A 13,812-nucleotide genomic window follows, 5' to 3' on the forward strand; every position below is an offset into this window, starting at 1 on the left:
TGCCGATGAATGCCGAATCCCGCCCTGAACGCGCCCCCGCAACCGCTGTGCTGGGCCAGCCGATCGATCGTGTGGACGGACCGCTCAAGGTCTGCGGCCAGGCCCACTATGTCGGCGACCTGCAGCGGCCCGGGATGGCGCATGCGGTCCTGCTGTTGAGCAGCATCGCGCGCGGCCGCGTGGCCGGCCTCGACAGCAGCGCCGCGCTGGCCCTGCCCGGCGTGCTGGCCGTCATGACCCACGAGAACGCGCCACGCGTGCCGGACGGTGGGCGCGCCGGCATGAAGCCACCGGCTGGCCGCACGCTGTTCCTGCTGCAGGACGACCAGGTCCATCATGATCGTCAGCCGATCGCGGTGGTGGTGGCCGAGACGCTGGAAGCCGCCCGCGAGGCAGCGCAGCGGGTCCAGGTGCGCTACGAGCCGGCGCCGGCCTGCCTGGACCCGGTCGCCGGCCGTGCCGCCGCGCATGCGCCCAAGGCGGTGCAAGGCCGCCCGGCGGACAGCCTGCGCGGCGATCTGCAGCTCGGCTGGCAGCAGGCCGTTCATCGGGTGGAGGCAAGCTATGCCACCCCGACCGAGCACCACAACCCGCTGGAGACGCATGCGACGCTTGCCGAGTGGCAAGGCGACCGGCTCGTCCTTCACGACACGACCCAGTACGTGCAGGGCGTGCGCGACAGCGTGGCACAGCGGCTCGGCCTGCCACCCGGGCAGGTGCAGGTGATCAACGCCTACGTGGGCGGCGCCTTCGGCTGCAAGGGCTCGGCGTGGTCCCACGTGGTGCTGGCTGCAATGGCGGCCCGCCAGGTGGGCCGGCCGGTGCGGCTGGTGCTCGAGCGCCCGCAGATGTTCGGCCCGGTGGGCCACCGCCCGGCCACCGAGCAGCGCTTGCGGCTGGGCGCCGACGCCGGCGGCCGGCTCACGGCGATCGAGCACCAGGTGCATGCCGAAACCGCCCGGGTCGAGGACTGGACCGAATCAGCCGCGTTGCTGACCCGCTCCCTCTATGCCTGCGAGCATGTGGGCACCTCGCATCGGCTCGTGCCGCTGGACATTGCGGTGCCCACCTTCATGCGCGCACCGGGGGAGTCCACCGGGAGCTTCGCGCTGGAATGCGCCATCGACGAGCTGGCCGTGGCCGCCGGCCTCGACCCGCTGGAGTTCCGCCTGCGCAACCATGCCGCTGAGGATGCCGACAAGGGCCTGCCGTACTCGAGCAAATCACTCGTCGCCTGCTATCGGCAGGCGGCCGAGCGCTTCGGCTGGCAGCGCCGGCCCCAGGCGCCCCGGCCATGGACCGATGGCGACTGGCAGGTGGGCTGGGGCATGGCGACCGCCACCTACCCTGCCAACCGCATGCCGGCCGAAGCGCTGGCCCGCTGGGAGCCAAACGGGCGGCTGCGGGTGCAATGCGCCAGCCACGACCTGGGCACCGGCACCTACACCGTGCTGACCCAGGTGGCGGCCGACACGCTGGGCCTGCCGCCGCAGCGCGTGACGGTGGAGATTGGCGACAGCGACCTGCCGCGGGCGCCGGTGTCCGGCGGTTCGATGACGGTGGCCAGCGTGGGATCGGCGGTGCAGGCGGCCTGCCTGGCACTGCGCGAGCGGCTGGTGGCATTGGCCGTGGCCGATGCCGACTCCCCGGTGTACCAACTGCCGCATGAGCAGGTGGCACTCGGCGGCGGCCGCCTGCAGGCCTGCGGCGCAGCCGGCCGCGGCGAGCCGGTGGAGGCGCTGCTGGCACGCCACGGCGGCCGGCCGCTGGAAGCCCGTGCCCAGAGCCGATCGGCGCCCGCCGACGAGCGCCACGCCAGGCAGGCGTTTGGCGCGGTGTTCGCCGAGGTGCGCATCGACCGCACGCTGGGTGAGATCCGCGTGCCGCGCATCGTCGGCGCCTATGCGGTGGGCCGGCTGTTGAACGCCAAGACCGGGCGCAGCCAGCTGATGGGTGGCATCGTCTGGGGCGTCTCGATGGCGCTGCACGAGCACAGCCTGCGCGACCCGCGCTACGGGCGCATCGCCAACGCCAACCTGGCCGAATACCACCTGCCGGTGAATGCCGACGTGGCCGACATCGAGGTCATCGTGGTGCCCGAGGACGATGTCCATGTGAACCCGCTGGGCGCCAAGGGCGTGGGCGAGATCGGCATCACCGGCGTGGCAGCCGCGGTGGCGAACGCGGTCTGGCATGCCACCGGCAAGCGCGTGAGGGAACTGCCGATACGGGTGGAGCACCTGCTGTAGCGCAGCGCCGTGGACCCGGCGCGGGCGCATACTGCCAGCGCATTGCCACAAGAGCCGGTGTCCTTCCCCACCGCAGGAGCGCTTGCCCATGGACCAGCCCGCCCCCCCTCCCGATGCCCGCCTGCTCGACGGCGGCTGCCTGTGCGGCGAAGTGCGCTACCGGGTGGCCGACCGCTTCGAGTACGCCTTGAACTGCCATTGCTCGATGTGCCGGCGAGCCACCGGCTCGGCCTTCAAGGCCTTCGCCGGCATTCGCCGCACGGAGCTGGCGATCACGCAGGGCCAGGACCGCTTGCTGACCTTCGGCGACGCCGCCGCCCATGACGTGCGCTGCCGGTCCTGCGGCTCCTTTCTGTACTCGGTGGTGCGCAACGGGGAATGGCTGCACCTTGCGCTCGGCAGCCTGGCCGATGCGCCGGGGATCCGGCCCACCGCCCACATCTTCGTCGGCTCGAAGGCACCGTGGTTCGAGATCACCGACGGGCTGCCACAGCACGCGGAGTTCGACTAGCGTGGCGCTGCCCGGGCTGGAAACCGGCCAGCGCCACCGCTTGCCCCGGGAACGACCAGCCGGTGGTAACGACCCGGCGGTGCCCGGTCGAAGCCGCCTCAGCCCGCCGCCGGCCCGGCGAACCGGTCGAGGCACTCCAGGAACGGCCGCATCTCCAGCGGCTTGGTGAGGTAGGCGACGAAGCCGCAGCCGGCCGCCCCCGCCCGCTCGGGCGTTGCGTCGGCCGACAGGGCCACCCGCGGGCAGCGCGCCAGCGCGGGGTCGGCATCGAGCTGCCGGCACAGCGCCTGGGCCGCTGCATCCCCCAGGTGCCAGTCGATCAGCAACAGGCAGGGGGGCTGTTCCCGGGCCAGCCGCAGCACATCGTGGCCCTTCGGCACCACCAGCAGGCGCACCTGCGGCCGCAACCGCATCAGCTCCCGCACCAGCGCGGCGTTGTGCAGGTTGTCTTCGGCGTACAGCACGGTGCTCGCGTGGGCCGGCGGAGGCGGGTCGGGCTCGCTGGCCAGTGGCAGCGGGGCGGTGGCCGCCGCGTCAGCCAGCGGCAGCACGATGGTGAAGCAGGAACCGACGCCCGCCGTGCTGTCGACCTGCAGCTCGCCGTTCATCAGCTGCACCAGCCGCTGCGTGATCAACAGGCCGATGCCCGTGCCCTGCACCGCGGTGCGCTCGGCCCCGAGCCGGTTGAAGGGCTCGAACAGCCGCCCGCGCTGCGCTTCGCTCAGGCCTCGCCCGGTGTCGCGCACGCTGATGCGCAGCCAGCCGGGGCGCTGTGCATCGTCCTGCCAGGACACGCCCACCTCGCCGCCCGGCCGGTTGTACTTGATCGCATTGCTGAGCAGGTTGACCAGCGCCTGGCGCAGGCGCAGCCGGTCGCCCCGCACGGTGGCCGCGGCATCGCCGCAAGGCGGCAGCAGGCGGATGCCGGTGTCGCGCGCCAGGGTCTCGAGCAGCTCACTGGCCTCCTGCACGCTCTGCGCCACCGGGAGCACCTCCGGGTGCAAGGCCAGGGCGCCCTGCTCGATGCGCGACAGGTCGAGCACGTCGTTGATCATCGCCAGCAGGTGCTGGCCAGCCCGCTCGATGTGCTCCACGCGGCTGCGCTGGGTGGCGGTGAGGGGCAGCTGCACGTCCAGCTGCAGCAGCTGCGAGAAACCGAGCACCGCGTTCAGCGGGGTGCGCAGCTCATGGCTCATGCGCGAGAGGAATTCCGTCTTCGCACGGTTGGCCCGCTCGGCGGCTTCCGCCGCCATCAGGGCCTGCTCGTATTGCTTGCGCTCGGTCACGTCGAAGGTGAAGCCGTACAACAGCACCCGGCCATCGGCATCACGTTCGGCGGTGGCCCGCGTCTCGTGCCAGTGCAGGCCGTCCTCCAGGTGCACGCGGTACACCTCGTGCAGCGGCTCCAGGCTCTGGTACACCGCCCGCAATTGCTGCAACACCTGCGCCAGGTCCTCGGGCTCCACCCGCTGCATCAGCAGGCCCAGGTCGGGCGGCTCGCCGGCCGCATCCTCAGGCAGGCGGAACAGGCGCCGGATGCCGCGGCTGGCATGCAGCAGCCGCATCGCGCCGTCGGCCTCCAGCTGCACCATGAAGATCGCGCCATCGATGCCGTCGGTGAGCTTGCGCAGCCGTTCCCGGCTTTCACGCAAGGCCGCTTCGGCCTGCTTGCGCTCGCCGATGTCCTGCAGCGACGACACCAGGTGCAACGGCCGGCCGGCCGCATCACGCACCAGGCCGACGGTGAGCAGCGTCCACACCACGCTGCCGTCGGGCCGCAGGAAGCGCTTGTCCAGCGCATAGCTGGCCCGCTGGCCGGCCAGCAGTTCCTCCAGCAGGGCCAGGTCGCGCGGCAGGTCGTCGGCATGCGAGATCTCGTGGAAGCGCAGCTGGCGCAGCTCCTCGGCCGGGCGGCCCAGCATCTGGCACAGCCGCGGGTTGGCATCCAGCAGCCGGCCCTGCAGGTCGACGTGCGCAATGCCGACCTGGCTGCTTTCGAAGATGGTGCGGTACAGGGCCTCGCTGCGCCGCAAGGCTTCCTCGGCCTGCCGGCGCTCGCGCTCCAGCTGCACCTGGCCCATGACGGCGCCGACCGCCGAAAACAGGGGATCGAGCCGGCGCAGCAGGTCGCTGTCATAGCCGCCGGGTCGGTTGGCCAGCCCCACCACGCCCACCAGCGCGCCGCCATGGCGCACCGGCATGCCCAGGTAGGCACGCAGCGCCGGATGCCCGGGCGGCATGCCACCACGGCGCGGGTCCGCGGCCGGCTGGTTGGAAATCACCGGCTCGCCGGTGGTCAAGGGCACGCCCAGCAGCGACCGCAGGTTGCGGAACTCCAGCCCGCTGTCGCGGTGTTCGTCGAGCATCCGGCGGCTGGCCTCGTCCCAGGCGATGTCGGTCAGGGTGAACAGCTTGAGGTAGGGCTGCCCGTCGGCATCGGTCCAGACTTCGGCAATGAAGCCGTACTCGCTGCCGGTCAGCTGGAGCAGGTCGGGCAGCAGCGCGTCGAACACGGTGCGCGGCTCGGCCGCCCGCAGGTAGTGCGCCTGCAGGCGCGCTACGGCGGCGCCGAACTCGGCGTCCGGCGGCAGGGGCGGGGACGGGCTGGACATTGCGGGACGGAATTGACGAGGATCAGCAGGGCGCGTGCCCGGCCAGCGCCCTGCCCCGCGTTTTGCGGTGGCCGGTCCTTCCCCTATAGTCGGTCCCGGCTTGCGTTCGGCCAGGGCCCATGCGCCGCCCCCGGTGGCGGGTGCCCTGCCGGAAGCTGTCGGCCCCGCGTTGGCTCGCGGGCAGGCAGTGTCCGGCCCGTGCGGCGCGGCAGGACGTGTCGTCTTCCGAGCGTCCCCCTGCGGATGTCTTCTTGCCTTGCATCACACCAGCCCTCATGCCTGCACCGCCCTCTCGCCCCGCTGCCGGCCCCGGCCCGGCGGTCTCCACCGCGCCCGCATCGGTCCATTGGCGCAACTCCATCCTCTGGCGGCAGCTGCGCAGCCTGCTGCTGGCCGGCGTCGCGGCGGTGCTGCTGCTGTCGGTGATGCTGGTGCTGGGCCAGGCACGGGTCGAGGGCGAGCAACTGCGCCTCACGCTGCGCCAGTCGCTGGACGCCGCCACCGGCCCGGCCCGCCAGGCGGCTTACGAACTCAACCCGGAGCTGGCCCAGGTGGTGGTGGCGGGGCTGTGGGCCTCGCACCGCTACGCCAGGGTGAGCCTGCTCGACGATGAGGGCCGGCCCCTGGCCCAGGCGCAACGCCCGGCCCGCCCGCCGGTGCTGGGCGCCGCCCTGGTGCACCTGCTCGGCCCCCTGGCGGCCGACGAGCGGCCGCTGCTGGACCCGCACGACCGCCAGCGGGTGGGCGTGCTGTGGGTCGAGCTGGATCTGCGCAGCATCGAGATCGACTTCTTCGAACGCCTGCTGCTGGCCCTGCTGATGTCGATGCTGATGCTGGCGGTGTTGATCGGTGTGGTGGCGGCGGTCTTCTACTACACCATCACCCGGCCGCTGGTGCGTGCCGCACAGACCTTGTCCGGCGCCGAGCTGGGCGACACCTTGCAGCCGCCGCCCGGCCACGAGCACAGCGAGATCGGCGCCCTGTTCTGCCAGTTCGGGCGGCATGTCGAGCGCGTGCGCGAGGCCGAAGCCAAGGTGCAGCAGGCCGGGCAGGACCTGGCGGCGAACGAGGCCCGCATCTCGGCGCTGATCGAATCGCTGCTCGAAGGCATCGTCACGCTCGACGCCGCCGACCGTGTGCTGAGCGCCAACCCGGCCGCCGGGCAGCTGTTCGGCCGTGCGCCCGGTGAGCTGGAAGGCCGCCCGCTGGCCGAGCTGCTGCCCGAGCTGGCCCATGGCGAAGCGCCCGGGCCGCCGGTCTATGGCCCGACGCGCGCCGCCGACGGCGCGGCCCGCCATGGAACCACCCGCGCCCTGCGGGCCGACGGCAGCCGCGTGCTGGTCGAGATCTCCGACACCCGCAGCGTGGCCAACGGCCAGCCGCTGCGGGTGCTGCTGCTGCGCGATGTGTCGGACTGGGTGGCCCTGGAGGAAGCGCGCCGCCAGCGCGCCGCGGCCGAAGCCGCCGACCGGGCCAAGACGGCCTTCCTGTCGCGCATGAGCCATGAGCTGCGCACACCGCTCAATGCGATCCTCGGCTTCTCGCAGCTGCTGCTGATCGACACCGGCAAGACCCTGACCGAAGCCCAGCGCAAGCACGCCTCGCTGATCTTCGACGCCGGGCAGCACCTGCTGTCCCTGATCCGCGACCTGCTCGACAAGAGCCTGATCGAGGCCGGCCGGCTGCAGGTGGACTTGCGGCCAGTCCCGCTGCGGGGGCTGGTGGCCGAATGCCTGCCGCTGATCGATGCGCTGGCGGCGCAGAAGGAGGTGAGCGTCGAAGTGCAGCCCTGGCCTGATCCGCCTCCAGCGGTGCTGGCCGACGCGACCCGGCTGCGCCAGAGCCTGGTGAACCTGCTGACCAACGCCATCAAGTACAACCGCCCGCAGGGCCGGGTCGAGATCGCGGTGCAGTGCCTGCGGGCCGGCACCGCGACGATCGCGGTGAAGGACACCGGCGTCGGCGTGTCGCCCGACCGCCTGGCCCAGGTGTTCGAGCCCTTCAACCGGCTGGGGCAGGAGAAGGGCCCCATCGAAGGCGTGGGCCTGGGCCTGGCACTGACACGCCAGCTGGTCACGATGATGGATGGCACGCTCGACTTCCTCAGCACGCCCGGCGAAGGCACCGTCGTGAGCATCACCCTGCCGCTGGCACCTTGAGTGCGGCGCGGCCGGTGCCCGGGCGGGTCACTTCACTGCCCGCCGGCTGGCGCCCTGCCCCACGCATAGGGGCAGCGCGGCGCCTGGCGCAGCCGCTCGTATTCCCCGCTGTTGCGCAGCTGGCCCAGCCCGCGGTTGAAGGCGGCCAGGCGACGCGCGCTGTCCGGCAGCTGGCGCGGCAGCATCAGGTGGGTCGTGAACCGCGGCGTCATCGGCCGGGGATGCGCGCGCAGGCCCTCGGCCTGGGCCTGGCTGAAGTGGCGCTGCACCAGCTCGCAGGCCACGTGGCGCTCGACCGGCACCACGTCCACCCGCCCGCGCACCAGCTTGCGCAAGGCGGTCAGGTCGTCGGGCGTCGCATCGCCCTTCAGCTCGCCGGCCTCGATCAGGCCGCGCATCTCAGGGGTGTAGGTGTAGTCGCGGATCAGCGCCATGCGCCAGCGCCGCAGGTCGGCCGGCACCTGCCAGTCGAAGCCGGAGTCCTGCCGGTAGAGGAACACCCATTCCTCCGTCAACACCACATCGCTGAGCAGGAAGCCCTGTTCCCGCTCCGCCGCGCGCCCCCAGTAGGCGGTGCCGTCCCAGCGGCCAGCCCGGCTCTCGCGCAGCGCGCGGGACCATGGCAGGAAGGTGTAGTGCACCCGCCAGCCCTGCAGTTCGAAGGCGCGCCTCACGATGGCCAGTGCCACGCCCTGGTCGGCGCGCGAGGCGGTGGCATAGGGCGGCAGCTCGCCGGTGGCGATGCGCAGCACGGGCTCGCCCGCGGCCGCCGCACCGCCCGCCCGGCCGGCCAGCAGCAAGACGGCGGCCAGAATGGAGAATAGGTGTCCGTGCATCCGTCTACTGGCAATTGTTGAAGGGCATCATAGCCATCAAGGCCCCGGGCGCCCCCCCTCGCGGGGGAACAACGACCGCCGGCAAATGCAAGAAAATGACTGTCATGCGATACCTGACATCCTGGGCCCTGGCGCTGGCCCTGGCAGCGCCCCTCGCCGCCTCCGCCGACGAGCCTTCCGCCGCCGTCGCTGCCGAGGTGGCCGGCCTGTTGAGCCACCTCGGCCAGTCCGGCTGCCGTTTCAACCGCAACGGCAGCTGGTACAGCGCCGCCGAAGCACAGGAGCACCTGCAGAAGAAGTACCGTTACCTGCAGGACCGCAAGCTGGTCAGCAGCACCGAGTCCTTCATCGAGCGCGCTGCCAGCCGCAGCAGTGCGAGTGGCCAGCCCTACCTGGTGCAGTGCGGCAACGCCCCGCCACAGGAAAGCGCGGCCTGGCTCGGCCAGGCGCTGAACCGCCGCCGCAGCAACGCCGCCAGGCCCTGATGCAGGACGACCGGCACTACGCGGCCATCGCGCAGCACTACGGGAACCGAACCGCCGCGCGCTCGGGGGTGCCGCTGATGCGGCACATCGACGAGGGCCTGTACCTGCTCGACCTGCTCGGCGCCTCGTTGCGCGCCCGCCAGGCCTGGTGCCTGCATCCGCTGCTGCAGGACGACACCAGCCTGCAGGCCGCCCTGGCCGCCGATGCGCCCTGGTGGCAGCACCGGCCCGACCCGCAAGCGCTGCTGCTGGCAATGGAATACCGCGCCGTCGCCAATGCCTACCTCTCGCAGCACTGCCGCGGCGATGACGACGCCATCGCGCTCAGCCCGCTGCCCGAGGTGAACCAGCTGCTCGTGGCCGACAAGGTGCAGAACCGCAAGGACTTCGAGGCCCACCACCTGGGCCACCATCCGAACAGCGCCACCCTGGTGCGCTACTTCGCGAACTGGCTGCGCTGCCTGCAGGTGTCCGAGCCGCGCTACCAGGCGATGGTGGAGCGCCTGCGCCAGGCGGCGCCCGGGCAGCGCCCGCGCGCCGCGCTGGCCGGCCGGGCCTGAGGCGGCCATGCGGACGCACCCGCCGTCCGGCTCTGGCCCTTCCTGCAGCCCCTCGGCCCCTGCCCTGGCCCGCCTTGACGCCGACGGCTACGCCGTGCTGCCGCGCCTGTTGCCGGCGGCCGACTGTGCGGCGCTGAGCCGCCGCCTGCCCGCCCCCGGCAGCACCACCGGCAGCCGCTGCCTGCTGGCGCAGCCATGGTGCCGCACCCTGGCCCGGCGCCTGCGCCGGCATGCCCTGCTCGCGCCGGTGCTGGACCGCGGGCTGGTGGCGGTGCAGTGCTCCTACTTCCAGAAGTCGCTGGCCCGCAACTGGCTCGTGCCGGTGCACCAGGACCTCAGCGTGCCGGTGGCCGGCCGCGTCGACCATCCGGCGCTGCAGGGCTGGTCGGAGAAGGAAGGCGAGTGTTTCGTGCAGGCGCCGCGCGATCTGCTGGAGCAGATGGTGGCGGTGCGGCTGCACCTGGATGCCTGCGGGCTGGAGGACGGGCCGCTGCGCGTCGTGGCGGCCTCCCACCTCGGCGGGCTGCTGGCGCCAGCGGCCGCCAGTGCCGCCCGGCGCGACGGGCCCGAGGCTGAGTGCCCCGTGCCGCGGGGCGGCGTGATGCTGATGCGGCCGCTGCTGCTGCATGCCTCGTCCAAGGCCACCGGGCATGGAGCGCGCCGCGTGCTGCATTTCCTGTTTGCCCCGCCCATCGCACCGCACGGGCTGCAGTGGCGCCGCAGGGCCTAGCCGATAATCCGCGCCACCGGCCAAGCCGCCGCCTTCTCCTGCCTGGCGCATGCGCATCCTCCTGATCGAAGACGACACCATGATTGGCAAGGCCGTGCGCCAGGGGCTGGGCGACGCCGGCTTCTCGGTCGACTGGGTGCGCGACGGCCGAGCCGCCGAGCTGTCGCTGGCCAATGGCGTCTATGACCTGGCGGTGCTCGACCTGGGCCTGCCGCGCAAGGACGGCATGGCGGTGCTGCAGGACCTGCGCAGCCGCGGCGACATGCTGCCGGTACTGATCGCCACCGCACGCGACGCGGTGAGCGACCGCATCGCCGGGCTGAACGCCGGCGCCGACGACTATGTGCTCAAGCCCTTCGACCTCGACGAGCTGGCCGCCCGCATCCGCGCCCTGCTGCGCCGGCATGCGGGCAGCGCCTCGCCCGTCTACCGTTGTGGCGAGATCGTGCTCGACCCGGTGCGCAAGGAGGTGCGGCTGCGCGGCGAGCCGGTGGCGCTGTCAGCGCGCGAGTTCTCGCTGCTGGAGGCGCTGATGATCAAGCCCGGCGCGGTACTGTCCCGCCAGCGCCTGGAAGAGGCGGTGTACGGCTGGTCGCAGGAAGTCGGCAGCAACGCGATCGAGGTGCACCTGCACCACCTGCGCAAGAAGCTCGGCGCGCACACCATCCGCAACGTGCGGGGCGTGGGCTACCGGCTCGCCGGCGAGCTGCCATGAAGTCCATCCGCCGCCACCTGCTGCTGTGGGCCCTGGGCGCCCTCAGCGCCGGCGCTGCCGTGCTGCTGGGCGCTTCCTACCTCGTGACGCTGGAGGAGCTGGACGAGGTGTTCGACGAGAACCTCAAGCAGGTGGCCCTGGCCGTGGCCAGCCACCATGCCTTCGGGGTCGACTACACGCCCCGCACACGCGGCGAGCTGCCCGCCCTGCCCGAGCGCTACGAGCTGCCACCGCTGCCCGAGCCGGTGCGCCGGCGCGCCAAGTTCGACTACGTGACGCAGGCCTGGACCGCCGCGGGCGAGCGCCGCTTCGCCTCCGACCCGACGGTGCAGATCCCCGTCCTGCAGCGCAACGGGCTGTCCGTGCTGGAGGCCTCGGGCGAGTCGTGGCATGTGTACACGGTGGCCACGCCACGGGGCATCGCGCAGGCCGCGCAGCGGGTCGCCTCGCGCCACCTGCTCGCGGTGGAGACCACGGTGCACATGCTGCTGCCGGCAGCGCTGGTCATCCTGCTCACTGGCGCCCTGCTCGTGGTGGCACTGCGCCGCGGCCTGCAGCCGCTGCAGCGGGCGGCCGACTCGGTGGCCGCGCGCAGCGAACGATCGCTCGAAGCCATTGGCACTGCCGGCTTCCCGCGCGAGATCCATCCGCTGGTGCGCGCCATCGACGGCCTGATGCAGCGGCTCTCGCAGGCCTTCCGCACCCAGGGCCAGTTCGTTGCCGATGCCGCCCACGAGCTGCGCACGCCGATCACTGCCCTGCGGCTGCAGCTGCAGTTGCTGGAACGCAGCCGGGACGAGGTGCAGCGCGCCGCCGCGCTGGCGCAGCTGCGTGCCGGCATCGAGCGCTCGCAGCACCTGGTGCAGCAGTTGTTGCAGCTCTCGCGGGTCGAGCCCGATGCGCCGGCGCCCGGCCGGGAAACGGTCGACCTGGCCGAGCTGGCACGTGAAGTGGTGGCCGAGGCGAGCGTGCGGGCCGAGCACCGCGGCATCGACCTGGGCGCCGACGCCGCCGAACCCGCCTGCCTGCCCGGCGACCGTGAGCAGCTGCGGGTGCTGCTTGGCAACCTGGTGGAAAACGCCATCCGCTACTCGCCGGCCGGCAGCGTGGTCGATGTGCGGGCAGGTGCCGACGTCCATGGCCTGCGGCTGCAGGTGCAGGACAACGGCCCCGGCATTCCACCGGCCGAGCGGGAGCGGGTGTTCGACCGCTTCTACCGCGGCGCCGGCGTGCAGGCGGGCAGCGACGCCGCGGGCAGCGGCCTGGGCCTGGCCATCGTGCGGGCCGTCGCGCAGCGCCACGGTGCCGAGGTGGCCCTGCTCGATCCTCCAGGCGGCGGCCCGGGCCTGCTGGTCGAGGTGCGCTTCCCGGGCTGACGGGTAGCTGCGCCGCTTAAGTGTGGCTTAAGTGCCGGGCTCTTAAGGTGTGCTTCCCGTCCATCACCGGTGTCGCCGCCATGCTGTCGCTTGCCCTTCGTCCGACTTCCCTGCCTCCGCGCCTGCGCCGCCTGCCGCTGGCGCTCGGCCGCGCGCTGCTGTGCCTCGCCGTCGGCTATGGCACGCTGGTGCTGTTGTTCCACTGACGTTCTGACGACGCTGCCCCGTATCGCGGGGTGCCCGGTGGCCCGGCCGTTGCCCTGGACAGCGGGGCAGGACGGCGCCAGGTACGGCTCCTGCTGCACAGCAGGGATCCCGCCGCTACCGGACCATCGCCATGCTTGAAAAACTTCCCGAAGCCGTGGGCCATGCCTTGCGCGAGCAGCGCGCCGGCCTGGCCCAGCTGGCCATGCATCGCACCGGTGCCAGCCGCTCCGCCACCACGCTGGACGTGCGCAGCCTGGCCTTTGCCGACCAGGAATCCATCCCGGCCGAGTACACCGCCGATGGCGCCGGCCTGTCGCCGCCGCTGCAGTGGACCGGCGTGCCGGCCTCGGCCACCTCGGTGGTCGTCCTGGTGGAGGACGCCGACTCCCCGACGCCGCGCCCGCTAGTGCATGCCATCGCGGTCGGCCTGGAACCGGGCGACGGCTCGCTGCCGGCCGGCGCGCTGCAACGCGCGCCCGGCACCGAACCGGCGCTGCACCTCGGCCGCAACTCCTACTTGCAGACCGGCTGGCTGCCACCCGACCCACCGCCCGGCCATGGCCAGCACCGCTACGCCTTCCAGGTCTTCGCCCTGGCCGGCGCGCCGGACTTCTCCGGCAAGCCGGGGCGGGAGGAGGTGCTGCAGGCCATCGAAGACAGCGCGGTCGCCTGCGGCTGCCTGATCGGCGTCTATGAGCGGCCGGACGGCCTGCAGAAGGTCGGCAGCGCCGGCCGCGCCCCCGACCTGCCTGGCGGCACCGCCTGAGCGGACTGCATGGCCGGCACCGGTGCTGCCACCATCGTGCTGATCCGTCATGCGGAGAAGCCGCTGCCCGGCTGCGGCGGCGTGGACGACAACGGGCGGGAGGATGCGCACGCCCTCAGCGTGCCCGGCTGGCAGCGTGCCGGGGCGCTGGTGCGCTTCTTCGCGGGCCCGGCAGCGGGCAGCGGCCTGCCGGCGCCCGCCAGCCTGTTCGCCGCCGCGCACTCGGCCCGCCGCCCGAGCCGGCGCCCCGCGCTGACCCTGGCACCGCTGGCCCGCCGGTTGCAGCTGCCGGTGTGCCTCGATTGCGCCAGCGAAGACCCGCCGGAGCAGACCGCCGCCCGCCTGCTCGCGGCGCCGGGCCCGGTGCTGGTGTGCTGGCGCCACCGGGAGCTGCCGCCGCTGGCGAGGGCACTGCTCGGCGGGCAGTGCCAGGTGCCGGAGTGGCCCGAGGACCGCTTCGACATCACCTGGCTCCTCACGCCCGGCATGCACCCGCCGGCACTGCGCCAGCTGCCGCAGCGGCTGCTGGCCGGCGACGGCGACGCCTGCCTGGCTTGAGCCCCCGTGCCGGCCGGCCAGCACAACGCCGCCGCCCCGCGGCCTGCA

13 protein-coding genes are annotated in these 13,812 nt (G+C 72.9%); 11 read left to right on the forward strand and 2 right to left on the reverse strand.

The features are described from left to right. The first annotated feature begins 5 nt into the window (after positions 1 to 5). Together N7L95_RS04200 and N7L95_RS04205 are read left to right on the forward strand one after the other, a co-directional pair. Entirely contained in the window at positions 6 to 2,249 is a 2,244-nt protein-coding gene (locus N7L95_RS04200; protein WP_301258566.1) for a xanthine dehydrogenase family protein molybdopterin-binding subunit, read from the forward strand. Between the two features lie 88 nt (positions 2,250 to 2,337). Next, positions 2,338 to 2,760 (forward strand): GFA family protein, encoded by a 423-nt coding sequence (locus tag N7L95_RS04205; RefSeq protein WP_301258567.1) that lies wholly within the window; start codon positions 2,338 to 2,340, stop codon positions 2,758 to 2,760. 98 nt (positions 2,761 to 2,858) lie between these two features. Here the strand turns inward: N7L95_RS04205 and N7L95_RS04210 are convergent, their stop codons facing one another. Then, positions 2,859 to 5,372, reverse strand: a complete 2,514-nt coding sequence (locus tag N7L95_RS04210; RefSeq protein WP_301258568.1) for a PAS domain S-box protein — start codon at positions 5,370 to 5,372, stop codon at positions 2,859 to 2,861. 275 nt (positions 5,373 to 5,647) lie between these two features. On the opposite strand from N7L95_RS04210, the gene N7L95_RS04215 reads away from it, so the two are divergent. Then, the gene (locus N7L95_RS04215) at positions 5,648 to 7,531 is read left to right on the forward strand and encodes a sensor histidine kinase (protein WP_301258569.1); all 1,884 of its coding nucleotides are present in this window, start codon (positions 5,648 to 5,650) and stop codon (positions 7,529 to 7,531) included. Positions 7,532 to 7,563: 32 nt separating this feature from the next. Here the strand turns inward: N7L95_RS04215 and N7L95_RS04220 are convergent, their stop codons facing one another. Next, the gene (locus tag N7L95_RS04220; protein WP_301258570.1) at positions 7,564 to 8,367 is read right to left on the reverse strand and encodes a substrate-binding periplasmic protein; all 804 of its coding nucleotides are present in this window, start codon (positions 8,365 to 8,367) and stop codon (positions 7,564 to 7,566) included. Positions 8,368 to 8,471: 104 nt separating this feature from the next. Here N7L95_RS04220 and N7L95_RS04225 point away from each other — a divergent pair, with 104 nt between their 5' ends. From N7L95_RS04225 to N7L95_RS04260, 8 genes are all read left to right on the forward strand, one after another. Then, positions 8,472 to 8,852, forward strand: a complete 381-nt coding sequence (locus N7L95_RS04225; RefSeq protein WP_301258571.1) for a YfeK family protein — start codon at positions 8,472 to 8,474, stop codon at positions 8,850 to 8,852. Next, entirely contained in the window at positions 8,852 to 9,412 is a 561-nt protein-coding gene (locus N7L95_RS04230; protein ID WP_301258572.1) for a hypothetical protein, read from the forward strand. Before N7L95_RS04225 ends, N7L95_RS04230 begins: the two co-directional genes overlap by 1 nt. A 7-nt stretch (positions 9,413 to 9,419) precedes the next feature. Further along, on the forward strand, positions 9,420 to 10,142 hold the full coding sequence (locus N7L95_RS04235) for a phytanoyl-CoA dioxygenase family protein (RefSeq protein ID WP_301258573.1): 723 nt from the start codon (positions 9,420 to 9,422) through the stop codon (positions 10,140 to 10,142). Positions 10,143 to 10,191: 49 nt separating this feature from the next. Continuing rightward, on the forward strand, positions 10,192 to 10,857 hold the full coding sequence (locus N7L95_RS04240) for a response regulator (RefSeq protein ID WP_301258574.1): 666 nt from the start codon (positions 10,192 to 10,194) through the stop codon (positions 10,855 to 10,857). Then, a complete protein-coding gene (locus tag N7L95_RS04245; protein ID WP_301258575.1) occupies positions 10,854 to 12,233 on the forward strand; it encodes a sensor histidine kinase in 1,380 nt (459 codons plus the stop codon). The genes N7L95_RS04240 and N7L95_RS04245 overlap by 4 nt, the downstream gene beginning before the upstream one ends. 80 nt (positions 12,234 to 12,313) lie before the next feature. Next, complete coding sequence (locus N7L95_RS04250; RefSeq protein WP_301258576.1) at positions 12,314 to 12,439, forward strand: hypothetical protein; 126 nt, start codon at positions 12,314 to 12,316, stop codon at positions 12,437 to 12,439. Positions 12,440 to 12,570: 131 nt separating this feature from the next. Continuing rightward, positions 12,571 to 13,206 carry a YbhB/YbcL family Raf kinase inhibitor-like protein gene (locus N7L95_RS04255; RefSeq protein WP_301258577.1) on the forward strand — a complete coding sequence of 212 codons (636 nt, stop codon included), beginning with the start codon at positions 12,571 to 12,573 and terminating at the stop codon, positions 13,204 to 13,206. A gap of 9 nt (positions 13,207 to 13,215) precedes the next feature. Continuing rightward, positions 13,216 to 13,764, forward strand: coding sequence for a hypothetical protein (locus N7L95_RS04260; protein ID WP_301258578.1), 549 nt, complete (start codon positions 13,216 to 13,218; stop codon positions 13,762 to 13,764). Positions 13,765 to 13,812: the final 48 nt, after the last annotated feature.

Origin of the sequence: Eleftheria terrae (assembly GCF_030419005.1) — a bacterium.
In the GTDB taxonomy this organism is placed as follows: Bacteria; Pseudomonadota; Gammaproteobacteria; order Burkholderiales; family Burkholderiaceae_C; genus Caldimonas; species Caldimonas terrae.

Bases quoted from the DNA above. Each gene is read 5' to 3' on its own strand.
- N7L95_RS04200 (WP_301258566.1), top strand. From the start codon at position 6: ATGAATGCCGAATCCCGCCCTGAACGCGCCCCCGCAACCGCTGTGCTG.
- N7L95_RS04205 (WP_301258567.1), top strand. From the start codon at position 2,338: ATGGACCAGCCCGCCCCCCCTCCCGATGCCCGCCTGCTCGACGGCGGC.
- N7L95_RS04210 (WP_301258568.1), bottom strand. From the start codon at position 5,372: ATGTCCAGCCCGTCCCCGCCCCTGCCGCCGGACGCCGAGTTCGGCGCC.
- N7L95_RS04215 (WP_301258569.1), top strand. From the start codon at position 5,648: ATGCCTGCACCGCCCTCTCGCCCCGCTGCCGGCCCCGGCCCGGCGGTC.
- N7L95_RS04220 (WP_301258570.1), bottom strand. From the start codon at position 8,367: ATGCACGGACACCTATTCTCCATTCTGGCCGCCGTCTTGCTGCTGGCC.
- N7L95_RS04225 (WP_301258571.1), top strand. From the start codon at position 8,472: ATGCGATACCTGACATCCTGGGCCCTGGCGCTGGCCCTGGCAGCGCCC.
- N7L95_RS04230 (WP_301258572.1), top strand. From the start codon at position 8,852: ATGCAGGACGACCGGCACTACGCGGCCATCGCGCAGCACTACGGGAAC.
- N7L95_RS04235 (WP_301258573.1), top strand. From the start codon at position 9,420: ATGCGGACGCACCCGCCGTCCGGCTCTGGCCCTTCCTGCAGCCCCTCG.
- N7L95_RS04240 (WP_301258574.1), top strand. From the start codon at position 10,192: ATGCGCATCCTCCTGATCGAAGACGACACCATGATTGGCAAGGCCGTG.
- N7L95_RS04245 (WP_301258575.1), top strand. From the start codon at position 10,854: ATGAAGTCCATCCGCCGCCACCTGCTGCTGTGGGCCCTGGGCGCCCTC.
- N7L95_RS04250 (WP_301258576.1), top strand. From the start codon at position 12,314: ATGCTGTCGCTTGCCCTTCGTCCGACTTCCCTGCCTCCGCGCCTGCGC.
- N7L95_RS04255 (WP_301258577.1), top strand. From the start codon at position 12,571: ATGCTTGAAAAACTTCCCGAAGCCGTGGGCCATGCCTTGCGCGAGCAG.
- N7L95_RS04260 (WP_301258578.1), top strand. From the start codon at position 13,216: ATGGCCGGCACCGGTGCTGCCACCATCGTGCTGATCCGTCATGCGGAG.